Origin of the sequence: Acinetobacter sp. AS23, from assembly GCF_023612055.1 — a bacterium.
GTDB classification, from domain to species: Bacteria; Pseudomonadota; Gammaproteobacteria; order Pseudomonadales; family Moraxellaceae; genus Acinetobacter; species Acinetobacter oleivorans.
Genome location: NZ_CP082274.1, coordinates 569767 through 585085 on the forward strand (window position 1 = coordinate 569767; position 15319 = coordinate 585085).

Genomic DNA, 15319 nt, shown 5'->3' on the forward strand with positions numbered 1-15319 from the left:
TCCTACCACTACTCGAACTGCTATAACTAAAAACAGAGTACGAGGAAAAGAGCTTTTTATATGAATGCGGAGCAGTTACAAAAAACATTGCGTGCGAGTCAGTACGCAGAACAAGTTTTAGGCTTGCATCAAGCTGTTTTAGAACAAGATTACCAACTAGATCAATTTACTGCACCGCTCTCGACTGAACAGATTTATCAATTTGTACAAACCACATTAGATGGAATTGGTGACGAAACATCTTGGATGCGTGGATTACGCATTTTACGAAGTCGTTTAATGTTCCGTTGGATTTGGCAAGATGCCAATCAGCTTACCGATGTTGTCACACTCACACGCGAACTTTCTGATTTTGCCGATGCAAGTATTTGTGCAGCAAAGGACTTTGCACGTGTAGCACTTGTGGCAAAACACGGTGAACCTGTGAGTTACTCTGGCAAAGTTCAAGACTTGATTGTCGTTGCCATGGGTAAACTTGGTGCTCAAGAGCTTAATCTGTCGAGTGATATTGACTTGATTTTCGCTTTTGATGAACAAGGTGAAACCAATGGTCGCAAATGCATTGATGTACAGCAGTTCTGTATTTTGTGGGGACAAAAACTCATTTATTTGCTTGAGCACATTACCGCAGATGGTTTTGTATTTCGAGTTGATATGCGCTTGCGTCCTTGGGGAGATGGCTCGGCACTAGCGATTAGTCATGCAGCTTTAGAAAAATATTTAAGTCAGCATGGCCGTGAGTGGGAACGTTATGCATGGATTAAAGCGCGTGTTGTGACGGGAGGTAAAGAAGGACAAGACTTGTTAGAAATGACACGTCCTTTTGTATTCCGCCGTTATGTTGATTACACCGCTTTTGCCGCGATGCGTGATATGAAAGCGATGATTGAGCGCGAAGTTCTGCGTCGTCATATTGAGGATGATATTAAACTCGGAGCAGGCGGTATTCGCGAAATTGAGTTTATTGTTCAGGTCTTCCAGCTTATTTATGGTGGTTCTAAACGTGAGCTACAAGACCGCCAATGTTTAGTTAGCCTTGAGCACATTGGCGAAGCTGGTTTGTTAGAAAGACAAGCTGTTTTAGAACTTGAGGATGCTTACCTGTTTTTACGCCGTGTTGAACACGCAATTCAAGCCCTCAATGACCAACAAACTCAGCTATTGCCACAAGAAGTAGACTTAAGACAACGCATTATAGATACCTTAGGTTTTACGAGTTGGGATGAATTTATTGATGTTCTTAACGAGAAACGTCAAAAAGTTAAAGTTCAATTTAAGCAGCTCATTGAAGATACAAGTTCCAATGCCGCAACTGAAAACTTTGGACAGTTAGAACAGCAGTTAGATGAAGTATTGGATGACAATGCGAAAAATCTGATTCATGAATTCTGGCATGGTCACGCACTCAAAAAATTACCTTCAAATGCTGTCCAGCGTTTAAAAACATTCTGGCCTCATTTAATTGAAGTGATCTTACAGTCAGAACAACCTCAAACTGCACTTTTGCGCTTAATGCCGCTGATTGAATCAGTCATGCGCCGAACCGTGTACTTGGTGATGTTGATTGAAAGTAAAGGTGCATTGCAACGTTTAGTTAAAATGGCGACCGTAAGTCCGTGGATTTGTGAAGAGCTAACGCAATATCCGGTACTGCTTGATGAGTTTTTATCGATGGGCTTTGAGTTACCAAAGCGTAAGGACTTAGAAGACTCATTACGTCAGCAATTGCTTCGTATTGAAATTGATCAAGTTGAAGACCAAATGCGAGCACTTCGACTGTTTAAAAAGAGCAATGTGCTCACTGTTGCGGCAAGTGATGTATTAGCGGAAAGCCCACTAATGAAAGTGTCTGATGCATTAACCGATATTGCTGAAGTTAGTGTTAATGCAACACTTCATTTAGCTTATCAGACCGTAGCAAAGCGTCACGGTTATCCATGTGATGTCGATGGAAAACGCTGCTCACTCGACTACAAAGCCTTTGCTGTTATTGGTTATGGCAAAGTGGGGGGGATTGAGCTTGGCTATGGTTCTGACTTGGATCTTGTCTTTATTCATTATCTAGATGAGCAAGCAGATACGGATGGAACGAAGTCAATTAGTGGCTTTGAGTTTGCTATGCGTGTTGCTCAAAAGTTTATGTCACTCATGACCACTCAAACCCTTGATGGCCGTGTCTATGAAATTGATACGCGGTTAAGACCTTCAGGCGAGGCCGGTTTATTGGTGACAAGTCTTAAGGCCTACGAACACTATCAATTGAAAAGTGCATGGCTTTGGGAGCATCAGGCACTCGTTCGAGCACGCTCTATTGCTGGTGATGAGGTGCTTTGCCAGAAATTTGAAATATTTCGACGCGAGATATTGACTCAATCTAGAGATGAGGCTTATGTTCGTGAGGAAGTGTTGAAAATGCGTCAGAAAATGAAAGACCACTTAGGTTCGTCTTCTGAACAAAAAAAACATGGTATTTTTCATTTAAAACAGGACGCAGGTGGTATCGTCGATATCGAATTTATGGCACAGTATGCTGTACTTGCATGGAGCGGGACGAAACCCGATCTCGCCCATTATTCTGATAATGTAAGAATATTAGAAGATGCTGCTAAAGCAGACTGCTTATCCAGTGAAGATGCCACAGCATTAATTCGAGCCTATCTTAGTGAACGTGCCGAAAGCCACCGCTTAGCCCTTGCAAATCAATCCATGCAAGTCAGCGCAGCGGACTGGCGTAGTACCCGTGCGGTCGTTTGCAATTTATGGCAAAGATTAATAGACCCAACCGCTTCGGTTGAGTTGGATAGTGAATGATTTTATAACAATTTGGAGTGTTCCATGAATTTGGCTGATCGTGATGGTTTTATTTGGCAAGATGGAAAATTAATTGATTGGCGTGATGCAAAGATTCACGTTTTAACCCATACATTACACTACAGTATGGGCGTATTTGAGGGTGTTCGTGCTTATGAAACGCCTAAAGGTACTGCTATTTTCCGTCTTCAAGACCACACAAAACGTTTGTTAAATTCAGCAAAAATTTATCAAATGAAAGTGCCGTATGATCAAGCCACGCTTGAACAAGCACAAATCGATGTTGTTCGTGAAAATAAATTAGCTTCTTGCTATTTACGTCCATTAATCTGGATCGGTTCAGAAAAACTTGGTATTGCAGCAACAAATAACACGATTCATGCCGCAGTTGCAGCATGGGCGTGGGGCGCATACCTTGGTGATGAAGCAATGGCGAATGGTATTCGTGTTAAAACTTCATCATTTACTCACCATCATCCAAACGTGACAATGTGTAAAGCAAAAGCATCTGGTAACTACACGTTGTCAATTCTTGCTCACCAAGAAGTTGCACATTCTGGTTACGATGAAGCTATGTTAATGGACCCACAAGGTTATGTGTGCCAAGGTTCTGGTGAAAACGTATTCTTAATTAAAGATGGCGTTTTACACACTCCAGATATCGCTGGTGGTGCGCTTGATGGTATTACACGTCAAACAGTAATGACGATTGCTAAAGATCTTGGTTATCAAGTTGTTGAGCGTCGTATTACACGTGATGAATTCTACATTGCAGATGAAGCATTCTTCACAGGTACTGCTGCGGAAGTAACACCAATTCGTGAATACGATGACCGTCCAATTGGTACAGGTGGCCGTGGCCCAATTACTACTGAAATTCAAAAGACTTACTTTGATGCAGTTCAAGGTAGAAATCCGAAATATGAACACTGGTTAACTTACGTAAAATAAGTTAATCCGTTAACATAAAAAGGCGAACATAAGTTTCGCCTTTTTATTTTTGGCTTCGGGAGCTTTTATGCATATTGTCTATGTCTCTGATGGTAAGGCAGGACACCGTTCGCAAGCATTAGGCTTGTTTCAGGCAATGCAAAGACAACAGCCAGAAACAACTTTTGAAGAGATCCTTATTTCTGATTTACCAATTATTTCTTTAATTCAGGCGCTTTTCTCTACAAAAAAATCGTTATTAAAAAAAGTACCCGATTTTATATTTGGAGTGGGAAGCCACACACATTTTCGTGTCTGGTTATTCGGCAAAATTTTTAGAAAAGCCAAAACTATTATATTGATGAAGCCTAACTTACCTGTGGTTTGCTTTGATTATGCTGTTATTCCAGAACATGACGGTATTCATGCTGATAGCCATGTGATTGTTACACGTGGCGCATTAAATCCAATTCGTAATGAAAACCGCCATCAAAAAGACCGAATTTTAATTGCTTTAGGTGGTTCATCTAAACGACATCAATGGAACCAAAACAAAGTATTAAGCAGTGTTCAAAAAATTGTTGAGAATAATCCAAACGCTGAAATTATTTTAACAACTTCACGTCGCACGCCAGCAGAATTTATCGATACTTTAAGACAGCAAAGTTTTGCTGGGCATTTACAAATATTTCCAGTTGATCAAACACCTCAAGGCTGGATTTTTGAAGAAATGCAAAAAGCAGAAGCTGTTTGGGTAACAGAAGACAGCGTATCTATGATTTTTGAGGCGCTTACCGCGGGTTGTCGAGTCGGTGTAATGGCAATGGATCGGTTGAAAGACGACCGGATTACCCACTCAGTTGATCAAATGTTAGAATCAAAATTAATTTCACAGCAGACTTGTGTTGTACAGTTACCACAACCTTATGCTTTTAAAGAAGCAGACCGTGTGGCAACATATCTTTTAGCGAAAAATTAAATTTTTTATTTTGAGTAAATAAATGAAAATATTGCATATTGCGAATTTTGGCTTTAATAAACAAGGCGCCCATTTTTACTGCACAGACCGTAAAATTTCTGCCGGATTAATTGAAAATGGCCATTTCGTTTATGACTTTAGTTTTCGTGACATGGCTCGAATGGGTACCATTTTTAAAACAAAAAAACTGGGCGCCAGTTGGGCTAATAAAGAAGTACTAAAGGTCGTTAATAATATTGAGCCTGATCTGGTACTTATTGGACATAGTGACTTAATGAGTCCAGATGTTCTTAGACAGATTAAAGAAGCTTATCCAAATACTAAAATTGCATTTTGGTATGTTGACCCGCTTTATCTTGAAAGCAAACTCGACTTTGTTAAAGCGTTCTCGCCGTATTTAGATGCTATTTTCTGTACAACAGGTGGCGAATATCTACAAAAATTAAAACAGCCGCATTTAAGCGTAGCCTATCTGCCAAATGTGGGTCACCGTAATGTAGAAACACTACAGCAATTTTCAAATGTGAATACGGATAAGACCTTTATTTTTTGTGGCGTAGTCTATAAAGAACCTGAGCGTGAGAAGTTCTTAAAGGACTTAGCAGATGCGTTGCAACAAGGCCATGTGAATTACCAATATTATGGTTGTTTTGAACAGCCTGGTGTCTACGGTAAAGCGTATTATAAAGTTCTATCTGAAACAAAAATGGGACTTAATTACTCACGCCGTAATGATGTAACTCTGTATAGTTCTGACCGTATTGTACAGCTGACTGGTAATGGTTTATTGACTTTTAGCCCAAGAATTCCGGGCTTTGAGAAGCTCTACACCGAACAGGAAGTGGTTTACTTTGATGATCAGTTTGACTTGGCCAAGAAGATCCAATTCTTTGATCAAAACCCAGATCAGGCTGAAAAAATAGCGAAAGAGGGCTGGGAGAAAACACGTAGGTCTTTCAATGCTAAACGCATCACCCAATTTATGGTTGAAGTGACATTTAAGCAGCCCTTTTCAGAAGATTATGAATGGTCACATGAGGTTTATGCATGATGTGGTTTTTGTACGTTGCGGTAGGCCTATTAGTACTTGCTGCACTGTTATATGTGCTGGGTAATTATACTTTCTGGCTTCCGTTCCGTTCGAACAAACTACCACGCATTGTGATGTTGCATCAGGTTACCCCTAAAGATGCAGCCTCTGGTATGAACATGCCTCCTGAAAAGTTTGAACAACTCTTAAAGTTGTTGACACGTAAGGGGACTACTTTTTGTTTTGTCTCTGAGCTTGAACAATATCGTAATCAAAAGAATGTCGTTGCTTTAAGTTTTGATGATGGCTTTATGGATAATTATCTTTATGCCTATCCATTACTTAAAAAATATAATGCAAAAGCAACCATTTATTTGGCGACGCAAATTGAAGGCATCGAAAAGCTCACTCATGATCAAATCCAGGAAATGGCGAATTCTGGTTTGATTGAATTTGGTGCGCACACGCAACACCATGTGAACTTACTTAAGCTTGACGATCAAACCGCTTTTGACGAAATGCTTCAGTCTAAACGCGACGTTGAAGCATTAGTTGGGAAGTGCCTAAGCTTTGCCTATCCATTTGGTCGATTTAACGAAAAGCACCAGAAAATGGCCGAAGAGATTGGCTTTAAAAATGCTGTATCGACGCGTAAAAAAATCGAAGCTTATGAAGCAGTTAATCAATTTAATATTCCACGTGTCAGCACGCATGGTGCCATGAATGCTTTACAGATGCGTATCGCCCTTGCTAAAGGACGTTATAAGTTATGAATAAAATTCCATGTAGTGTCTATATTGTCACTTTAAATTGTGGTGCTTGGTTAGAGCGAACTTTGCAAAGTGTCAGTGAATTTGATGAAGTCATTATTTTAGACTCTGGCAGTACTGACAATACCTATGAAATTGCACAGCGCTTTGAAAATACGCAAATTTCTCATCAAGACTGGCAAGGCTATGCTGGGCAAAAAAGTTTGGCTCTAGCAAAATGCCGTAATGATTGGGTACTCAATTTAGATGGTGATGAAGTCTTATCTAAGGAGTTAAAACAAGAAATTGTTGAGACCATTCAGCAGAATAAGCTTGATGCTTTAATCACACCGATTAATGATGTTTTTTTAGGTGTTCCCAACAGTAAATATACTAAAAAGCATGCAAAGGTACGCTTTTTTCGCAAGTCTAAAGGACATTATGACCTTGCCAATAAGGTCCATGAAAATGTGATTGTGGATGGTGAATCTCAGCGCGCTCAACATGATATTTATCATTATGGCGAGTCGAGCATTTTCGTGAAAGTCGAAAAAAATAACCAATATTCCAATTTAAAAGCATTAGAGAAATTCCAAAAAGGAAAGTCTCCAAGCGTTGCAAAATTGGTTTTGGTGATGCCAGTGACTTTTATGAAGTCTTATTTCATTCGCCGTAGTTTCTTAAATGGTTGGCGTGGTTTCGTAAATAGTATGATTAACGCGTTTTATGCATTTCTAAAAGAAGCTAAGTTGTTTGAACAGACTCTGAATAAAGATAAAAATAAGTAGGCAAGCTATGAAAATTGTTCAGGTATTGGCAACGAGCGGTGGAATTGGAGGTTTAGAGCAGCATACTTTTAATTTGGTTAATGAGCTCGCTTTAAATCATGAAGTACATGTGATTGCACATCCTTGCTATCTAGACAAGTTTAGCCAACAGGTACATTTTCATGCTGTTGATTTTGCACGCAGCCGCTGGAATATTTTTTTACTTTGGCAACTTAAAAATCTGATCCAAAAAATTCAACCTGCTATTGTTCATGCACAAGCAGGAAAGGCGGCTGAGCTGATTGCCCGAATTAAGCCATTTTTATCTGGTCCAAAATTTGTGACAACAGTACATGGTACTAAAAAGAATAAGTCTGCTTATTTAGCAGGTGATGCTGTTATTGCGGTGAGCCAAGCACTCACGCAAGGCATTCCTGAGTCTAAAGCACACGTGGTTTACAACGGGGTCTATCCTCAACCCGTACTTACAGTTGAAAATAAAGAAAAGTTATTTCAATCGATTCAAAAAAATTTTGCTGAGCTAGATACAAGCAAAAAAGTTGTTATGTGTATTGGACGTCTAGAGCCAGTAAAAAATATCAGTTTACTGATTGAGTCAATGCAACAGATTGATGCCAATTTATGGATTATTGGTGATGGTTCACTTCGAGCAAGTTTAGAAAAACAAGTCAGTGAATTAAACATGCAAGATCGGGTCGCTTTTCTTGGGTTTAGAACCGATGCTCGAGATCTGGTGCAATTAGCAGATATCGTGGTTTTGTCATCAGATCGTGAAGGTTTTCCACTCGTCATGGTCGAAGCTTTACAGGCCGATAAAGCAATGGCTTCAACCAAAGTGAACGGTGTGATTGAGTGGTTGCCGGAGCAATATCTGGCAGAAATTGGAGATGCACAAGGTTTAGCAAAAGCGATTAAATGTGCGCTTCAACCTGAGGCTCAACACGACTTTAGCCCTTTATATGCAAAAGCCAAGGCTGAACTGACTGTACCAGCCATGGCTGAGCAGACGCTTAATATTTATAAAGGCCTGCTGAAAACTTAATTATTCTTCGGTGTAAGGCGGATGGCATCAAGTACCACGAAGTTATCTTCGACATTAATGGTATGACAACCGTCATCTGCTTGATCCCAGTCTGGTAAAACTACTTCTAGTAATTTTTCTTCGTAAACTGTCGGGCTAAGCTGAGTAATCGCTTTTAATTCGATATTACCGCCATAACGTTTTAAAGAGTCTTGGCTTGGTCGAACCAATTGGCCTTTATAAATAAAAGGTTTACCCGCCATACGGAACTGCTGACTGCCTCGGCACACTGGGTTCATTGGGTGCTCTTGCCAGTTCGGATTTAAAATATCTTCGGTAAAGAATAGATCTAAACGATCACCAAATTTCTTACAATCACGACGCGTTGAAGTAAAAAGATACCATAAGCCTTCATGATAGAAAGGGGTGCTGTCGACTGCTTCGATATTCTCGATCAGATTAGAATGCTTTTCCCATTTCAGTGGAAATTCAGTACATTTCCAAAGTTCTATCGTCTTGTTGGCAGAAGTCTCTGGGATCATGTACCAAGTGTCTTCTAACTTAAATACACAAGGATAAGAAAGGTGATAGTCGAGCTTTAAGATTGTCTCTGGTGGTGTGTAGGTGCCATCTTTAAAGACTTCTAAAACAGAAAGAAAACCTACTGGATGTTCGTCATCAACTTCTTCAAAAAAAATGAAATGACGACCATTTTCATAAGTATAAAAGCTATCTGCAAATGTAAACTTTTTAGGGGAATGGATCTCAAAGAGAGAATCTAGTTGCTCAAGTGTTGTAAACGGTTGTTCTAACCAGCCAAAACGCATATACCAATGAGAGTCAAAAGATTTTGCTTTTTTTGCTTGTTGGTATTTATACCATTTTTTTTGAATCAGGCGATTTAGCATTAAATTTTACACTCGATATAACTATAATTAGATAGACTATCCCTGACTCATTTTAACATTTGAATGAAATGAAAAAATATTTAATCAGTATTGAATCTGCTAATAGTGAACGTTTAAAAAAGTTGTACTCTCAAGCAACATTTTACAAATATCGTGATGAATTTAAGCAGTTTGGGGTAATCGGTAAAAATTTAAGCGTCAGTGAATATTTTCAACAAGGGGTGGCAGGCAAGAAAAAACCGATGACGCCTGGCGAGCTTGGTTGTGCCATGTCTCATATTGCTGCACTAAAAGATTTTTTAAGCTCCGATGAAGAATATGCAATTATTTTTGAAGATGATGTGATTGAGCGTTTTGAAATTGATTTCCAAGACTTAGAAAAACATATTAGTTCTTTGAATCTAGGTCCGTGCTTTTTTCTAAGCTTGGGTGGTATTCAAATGAAAATATGCAATCGCGTTCGTGGAAAATTTTTACCCGCAGAGTTGTATAACCAAAAAATTCTAAAAGTTGATTACGATTATCTTGAAAAACTAGCCTATGCGTATGCCTATGTTGTAGACCGTAAAATGGCGCAAATGTTGGTTGATTATCATCAGCCGATAAAAATTTATGATCACTGGCAAGACCTTGTTGGACGAGGTGATTTCAGTTTCTATGTCAGCTTTTTATTCGATCACCCAATCATCGAAAATAATGATGCGTTAAGTTATTTAGAAAAAGAAAGAAGCTTAATTACTCCTATTTCACAAGATGACAGTGATTTGTTACGTTACCTAAGAGTTAAACTAAAGAAATATGTACTTAATAAATATATAATTTAGTCGTTTTTTTAGATTTTCTTACTAATTTTATGACTAAGCAAAAAAATATTATTATCGGGTCAGCAACTGGATACAGTGCTGACCTCATTTCTTCTTTTGTATATTCTTTGGAAAAGACAGACTTTGATGGCATTTTGACTTTAATTATCTATAAAGAGCAAATGCCGGAGTTTGTTAATGCATTTTCAGATATCAAAAATTTTAAAATTGAATTTAAAGTTTCAACGATTGGGAAATTTAAATCAAAGTCAAAATACTCAGGTATTTACAAGTTTAAGTTTATAAAAAATATTCTTAAGAAAATTATTGGATTAACTGTAAATGAAGCAGTTCCTGATTCAAAAATAAAAGCACTTAAAATCACAGGCTATCCGCATGTGAGTCGCTTTTTTGAATATAAAGAAGTTGTAGAAAGTCATCCGGATGCTTCACATGTGCTGCTTAGCGATGTGCGAGACGTTTTTTTTCAGGGTAATCCTTTTAAAGATCTCGGCAAAGGACTCTTTGTTGGTATGGAAAATCCAGATTATACGATAGGCACTGAGCAATATAATCAAAAATGGATTATCGATGCGTATGGAGATGGTTTTTATAATAGTGCAAAAGATGAGCAGGTTTCGTGCTCAGGCGTCACAATTGGAGATATGAACTCGATTAAAGTCTATATCAATAAAATGATTGAAGAGTTCTGCAAACAGCCATATCAAAAAATGTCTGAAAGAATCTATGATCAGGCAATGCACAATAAATTATTAATTACTGATGAATTAGCTGATGTAACTCGCTGTCAGCCATTTGAATCTATTATTGTAACTCTTGGATTATATCCAATAGATCAAATTACGATTAATGATCAAGGTCTTATTATCAATCGTAACCAAAAGATCATTCCTATTGTCCATCAGCATGACAGACATCCGGAATTGATACAGTTATGTGATAACTATATTGGGAAATAAATTTTAGGATTATCTAAATTTTATGAGGGGAAGCGGATATTAATTTTTATCCGCATTTCCTTTTAAAACCATATAAATCAGCGCAACAAAAATAAGCAATGCACCTGCTAAGCTACTTACGCAGAAATAAAGAATACGTTGATTTGTAGTGATGTTAAATAATTCATTTGCAAGGATGTAGCGCATGAAAAACCACTGCGCAAGAGAGAATACAATTACGATTAAAGCATGTCGACGTACATCAGGGCGCATTGCCATAATGAATCACCAAGGGAGAAAAAGTGGTGATATTATGCCATTTGCCCACACTCATCTCAATAGAGTCTAAATTGAGTCAATTGTGTAGAAAAATTAAAATTATGAATAAATTGTGAATTTTTATTAACATTAATAAACCTTGAATTCCATTTTTTATCTGAAATTTTCTAGTAAATTTCTGTACTTATTTGGATATATGTTTAATGCAGCCTGTTGATTTTGTAATGATTTGGGTAGACTCAACTGATACGAAATGGCAGCAACAATACATATATTATAAATCCAAAGAAACTAAAACAAAGGCGGTTGAACATGTTGATCAATGCCGCTATCGCGACTGGAATAATCTTCATTACTGGTTTCGATCTGTTGAGAAATTTTGCCCGTGGGTTAGAAAGATCCATTTAGTGACTTGTGGTCATTTCCCTGAATTTTTAGTCAAAAATCATCCTAAGTTAAATTTGGTCACACATGATCAAATCATGGAATCAAACTGTTTACCGACATTTAACTCGCATGCTATTGAAATCAATATTCATAAAATTGAGGGACTAGCAGAGCATTTTGTCTATTTTAATGATGATACTTTTATCAATAGGCCTTTAGAGCCTGAGTTCTTTTTTAGAAATGGTTTACCTTGTGATGGTGTGCGTTTACAGCCACTTATGGTTGTAGGTGAAGAGAACTTTCTAGGTGCCGTTGCCCTGACTGATGTTGCGATTATTAATAAGCACTTTGATAAGCGAAAATTACTCCATAAAAATCCCTATGCACTTTTTAACTATCGCTATTCTATGAGTAGTAATTTGGGTAATTTTTTAAGTTTATATAATCGAAAATTTTCAAGTTTTTATAGTACTCATTTGCCTCAACCTTTTTTGAAATCAGTATTTGAAGAAGTTTGGAAAACTGAAGAAGTTTATTTAAATGAAGTATCAAGTCATCGATTTAGACAGCCTTTAGACGTTAATCAGTATCTTTTTCGATTGTGGCAGTTGTGCTCATCCCGTTTTTATCCTGTCAATATATTTGAGCGTGGACAAAACTTTAACTTAAGGCTACAAAATCTCCCTGAAATTAATCAGGTTATTAAGAATGAACAACTTCCACAAATTTGTCTAAATGACGATGAACACGTGGTCGATTTTGAAAAGCTTAAAACAGAAATCATTCAAATTTTTGATCAAAAATTTAAAACACTCTCAAGTTTTGAAAAAGAAATATCCCATTAAAATTTGAAAATTAATGAATAAAAAACCCTGCATAAGCAGGGTTTTTTAATTTGAGAATCTAAAAATTATTTAGATTCTTCAGCTTTTGGCTTTTCACGTAAGCGGATGCCCAAGTCACGAAGCTGATTTGCTTCAACAGGAGCAGGTGCTTGAGTAAGTGGACATTCAGCAGTTTTAGTTTTAGGGAATGCAATAACGTCACGAATAGAAGTCGCGCCAGTCATTAACATCACTAAACGGTCAAGACCAAATGCCAAACCACCGTGAGGAGGAGCACCGTAACGAAGTGCATTTAATAAGAAGCTGAATTTCTCTTCTGCTTCTTCATCAGAAATACCAAGCGCTTCAAAAATCGCTTTTTGCATTTCTAATGTATAAATACGTAGAGAACCACCACCAACTTCAGTACCGTTCAATACCATGTCGTAAGCAACAGAAAGCGCTTCACCTGGATTGCTCTTCACTTCTTCTACGCTTGATTTTGGTAGAGTGAATGGATGGTGAACAGAAGTCCATTTGCCATCGTCAGTTTCTTCAAACATTGGGAAATCAACAACCCAAAGTGGAGCCCACTCACAAGTTGCAAGATTCAAATCATGGCCAATCTTCACACGAAGAGCACCCATTGCATCATTTACAACTTTAGCTTTATCAGCACCAAAGAATACGATATCGCCATCTTGCGCACCAACACGTGCCAACAATTCAAGTACGATCGGTTCAATGAATTTCACGATTGGAGATTGAAGGCCTTCAATTCCTTTAGCGAGTTCATTAACTTTGATGTAAGCCAAACCTTTTGCACCATAGATGCCAACGAATTTAGTGTATTCATCGATTGCACTACGTGGCAATGATGCTGCACCTGGAACACGTAAAGCAACAATACGGCCTTTAGGGTCTTTTGCAGGACCCGCAAATACTTTGAACTCTACTTCTTGCATTAAGTCTGCAACGTCAACAAGTTTCAACGGAATACGCATATCAGGTTTGTCTGATGCATAGTCACGCATTGCATCTGCGTAAGTCATACGTTGGAATTTATCGAATTTAACGCCAAGAAGTTCATCGAACATCTTCACAGTAAGGACTTCCATTAAGTCCATAATGTCATCGTCACTCATGAACGATGTTTCAACGTCGATTTGAGTAAATTCTGGTTGACGATCAGCACGTAAGTCTTCGTCGCGGAAACATTTCGCGATTTGGTAGTAACGATCAATACCACCCACCATCAACAATTGTTTGAATAATTGTGGTGATTGTGGAAGTGCATAGAAACTACCATTTTGTACACGACTTGGTACTAAGTAGTCACGCGCACCTTCAGGAGTTGCACGTGTCAAAATAGGTGTTTCAACGTCTAAGAAACCATTATCTTCGAAATAGTTACGAATAAGATTGGTCAATTTAGAACGGAAGCGTAAACGATCCAACATTTCAGGACGACGAATATCTAAGAAACGATATTTCAAACGAATTTCTTCAGAAATATTGGTATTTTCATCATTTAAAGGGAATGGAGGTGTTTCTGAAGCGGCAAGAACTTCGATGTCTTTACCTAAAACTTCAATTTGACCACTCACCATGTTGGCATTTTCAGTACCTTCATAACGGCGACGAACACGACCTGTAATTTTTAATACATATTCAGAACGTGCTTTATCTGCAGTTGCAAATGCTTCTGGAGTATCTGGGTCAATAACCACTTGAACGAGGCCATCGCGGTCACGCATATCAAGGAAAATAACACCGCCATGGTCACGGCGACGATGTACCCAACCGCATAGTGTAACGGTTTGGTCGATTTGGGCTTCAGTTAAAGAGCCACAGTAATGAGTTCGCATCATGATGAAAAATATCCAAACTATATTGGCTGAAAAGACGGATGCGTAAACCGCGCACCGTCAAAAAAAATAAGTTTTCGATTATGCCCTGTTGCATGGTTTGCCACAAGAACTAGATCAAAAAACCGCGGAAATTAACCTGAAAATGAGCAATTTGGCAGCAAATTTTCTGATTCATCCCATTCTTTGTTGCCGATCTAAAAACAAGAATAATAAGCATCCTAAGCTAAAAGTACTTAACCAACCTTGCATAAACTCATTGATAGAACGGCCCGTAAAATAATAGGTATCAGCATGCCAAACTTCATGAGGGATGTAACGTGCATAATCCCAAAATGAAAATAAGCCTAAGACTGTAGATAGAATAAACAGAGACCACGCGAAAATTTTAATTTTTTTATCTACTTTCCAGTGTTGTTTGTAGCGCTGGTAATAGTGAATACCCATCCAACCAAGAAAAGGTAAGGCAAGAGCAGAGGAGCCAAGTTGTAAAAGACGATGCAAAGGGTAGGGATGACCAAATAAATGAACGGTTTGTGATAAAAAGTCTTTAAATATAAAAGTTCTAAAGTCAGAGTGGGTAAGGCCATCCCAAATGAGATGAGTTGCTATACCGACAATGAGTGCAAATATAACGCCAATAAAAAATATAAAAATACGTTTTAAAGAGCTGAGGCCAAGATCATGTTGCACACCGAAAAAACGATACACCACTGGACGATAAAGAAAATACCAAACTGCACAAAAGACGAGGCCTAATGCAAGGTTGGGATAAATTAGACCTTTCCATTGGTGCGTCAGCATGCTGGACTGAACTGTAAATAAGCGGTAAAGATCGGGTGTCATACTCCCAATGGCTAACGCAGCAACCGGTAAAGTGTTTTGGCTAAGTTTGGATAGAGGAGGAGCTATAACGGCATGAGAGATGGTAAAAGGCATTAGAAATCAAAAATTACTCACATCATTTAGTTGACCAGTCTAAC

14 protein-coding genes are annotated in these 15319 nt (G+C 38.2%); 10 read left to right on the forward strand and 4 right to left on the reverse strand.

The window, feature by feature from the left end; genetic code table 11:
- Positions 1 to 60: 60 nt before the first annotated feature.
- From glnE to K6I41_RS02850, 7 genes are all read left to right on the forward strand, one after another.
- Positions 61 to 2811, forward strand: a complete 2751-nt coding sequence (glnE, locus tag K6I41_RS02820) for a bifunctional [glutamate--ammonia ligase]-adenylyl-L-tyrosine phosphorylase/[glutamate--ammonia-ligase] adenylyltransferase (RefSeq protein WP_151767870.1) — start codon at positions 61 to 63, stop codon at positions 2809 to 2811.
- 24 nt (positions 2812 to 2835) lie between these two features.
- On the forward strand, positions 2836 to 3762 hold the full coding sequence (locus K6I41_RS02825; RefSeq protein WP_004789093.1) for a branched-chain amino acid transaminase: 927 nt from the start codon (positions 2836 to 2838) through the stop codon (positions 3760 to 3762).
- 67 nt (positions 3763 to 3829) lie between these two features.
- On the forward strand, positions 3830 to 4720 hold the full coding sequence (locus K6I41_RS02830; RefSeq protein WP_250375161.1) for a mitochondrial fission ELM1 family protein: 891 nt from the start codon (positions 3830 to 3832) through the stop codon (positions 4718 to 4720).
- A gap of 22 nt (positions 4721 to 4742) precedes the next feature.
- Positions 4743 to 5771 (forward strand): glycosyltransferase family protein, encoded by a 1029-nt coding sequence (locus K6I41_RS02835; RefSeq protein WP_107881283.1) that lies wholly within the window; start codon positions 4743 to 4745, stop codon positions 5769 to 5771.
- A complete protein-coding gene (locus tag K6I41_RS02840) occupies positions 5768 to 6523 on the forward strand; it encodes a polysaccharide deacetylase family protein (protein WP_151767872.1) in 756 nt (251 codons plus the stop codon). The genes K6I41_RS02835 and K6I41_RS02840 overlap by 4 nt, the downstream gene beginning before the upstream one ends.
- Complete coding sequence (locus tag K6I41_RS02845; protein ID WP_013196844.1) at positions 6520 to 7287, forward strand: glycosyltransferase family 2 protein; 768 nt, start codon at positions 6520 to 6522, stop codon at positions 7285 to 7287. The genes K6I41_RS02840 and K6I41_RS02845 overlap by 4 nt, the downstream gene beginning before the upstream one ends.
- A gap of 7 nt (positions 7288 to 7294) precedes the next feature.
- Positions 7295 to 8329 carry a glycosyltransferase gene (locus tag K6I41_RS02850; RefSeq protein WP_250375162.1) on the forward strand — a complete coding sequence of 345 codons (1035 nt, stop codon included), beginning with the start codon at positions 7295 to 7297 and terminating at the stop codon, positions 8327 to 8329.
- Here the strand turns inward: K6I41_RS02850 and ghy are convergent.
- Positions 8326 to 9216 (reverse strand): glycosyl hydrolase Ghy, encoded by an 891-nt coding sequence (gene ghy, locus K6I41_RS02855; RefSeq protein ID WP_192455232.1) that lies wholly within the window; start codon positions 9214 to 9216, stop codon positions 8326 to 8328. The genes K6I41_RS02850 and ghy overlap by 4 nt on opposite strands.
- Positions 9217 to 9284: 68 nt before the next feature.
- Here ghy and K6I41_RS02860 point away from each other — a divergent pair, with 68 nt between their 5' ends.
- Complete coding sequence (locus tag K6I41_RS02860) at positions 9285 to 10040, forward strand: glycosyltransferase family 25 protein (protein WP_250375163.1); 756 nt, start codon at positions 9285 to 9287, stop codon at positions 10038 to 10040.
- A gap of 29 nt (positions 10041 to 10069) precedes the next feature.
- Entirely contained in the window at positions 10070 to 10999 is a 930-nt protein-coding gene (locus tag K6I41_RS02865; protein ID WP_005309593.1) for a lipooligosaccharide outer core biosynthesis glycosyltransferase GtrOC6, read from the forward strand.
- A gap of 39 nt (positions 11000 to 11038) precedes the next feature.
- On the opposite strand, the gene K6I41_RS02870 is transcribed toward K6I41_RS02865, so the two are convergent.
- Positions 11039 to 11257 carry a hypothetical protein gene (locus tag K6I41_RS02870; protein WP_004789113.1) on the reverse strand — a complete coding sequence of 73 codons (219 nt, stop codon included), beginning with the start codon at positions 11255 to 11257 and terminating at the stop codon, positions 11039 to 11041.
- A gap of 203 nt (positions 11258 to 11460) precedes the next feature.
- On the opposite strand from K6I41_RS02870, the gene K6I41_RS02875 reads away from it, so the two are divergent.
- Positions 11461 to 12489 carry a stealth family protein gene (locus tag K6I41_RS02875; RefSeq protein WP_225996007.1) on the forward strand — a complete coding sequence of 343 codons (1029 nt, stop codon included), beginning with the start codon at positions 11461 to 11463 and terminating at the stop codon, positions 12487 to 12489.
- Between the two features lie 65 nt (positions 12490 to 12554).
- On the opposite strand, the gene aspS is transcribed toward K6I41_RS02875, so the two are convergent.
- Together aspS and K6I41_RS02885 are read right to left on the reverse strand one after the other, a co-directional pair.
- Entirely contained in the window at positions 12555 to 14339 is a 1785-nt protein-coding gene (gene aspS / locus K6I41_RS02880) for an aspartate--tRNA ligase (RefSeq protein ID WP_004789117.1), read from the reverse strand.
- Between the two features lie 171 nt (positions 14340 to 14510).
- Positions 14511 to 15275, reverse strand: coding sequence for a DUF4184 family protein (locus tag K6I41_RS02885; protein ID WP_250375164.1), 765 nt, complete (start codon positions 15273 to 15275; stop codon positions 14511 to 14513).
- Between the last annotated feature and the right edge of the window lie 44 nt (positions 15276 to 15319).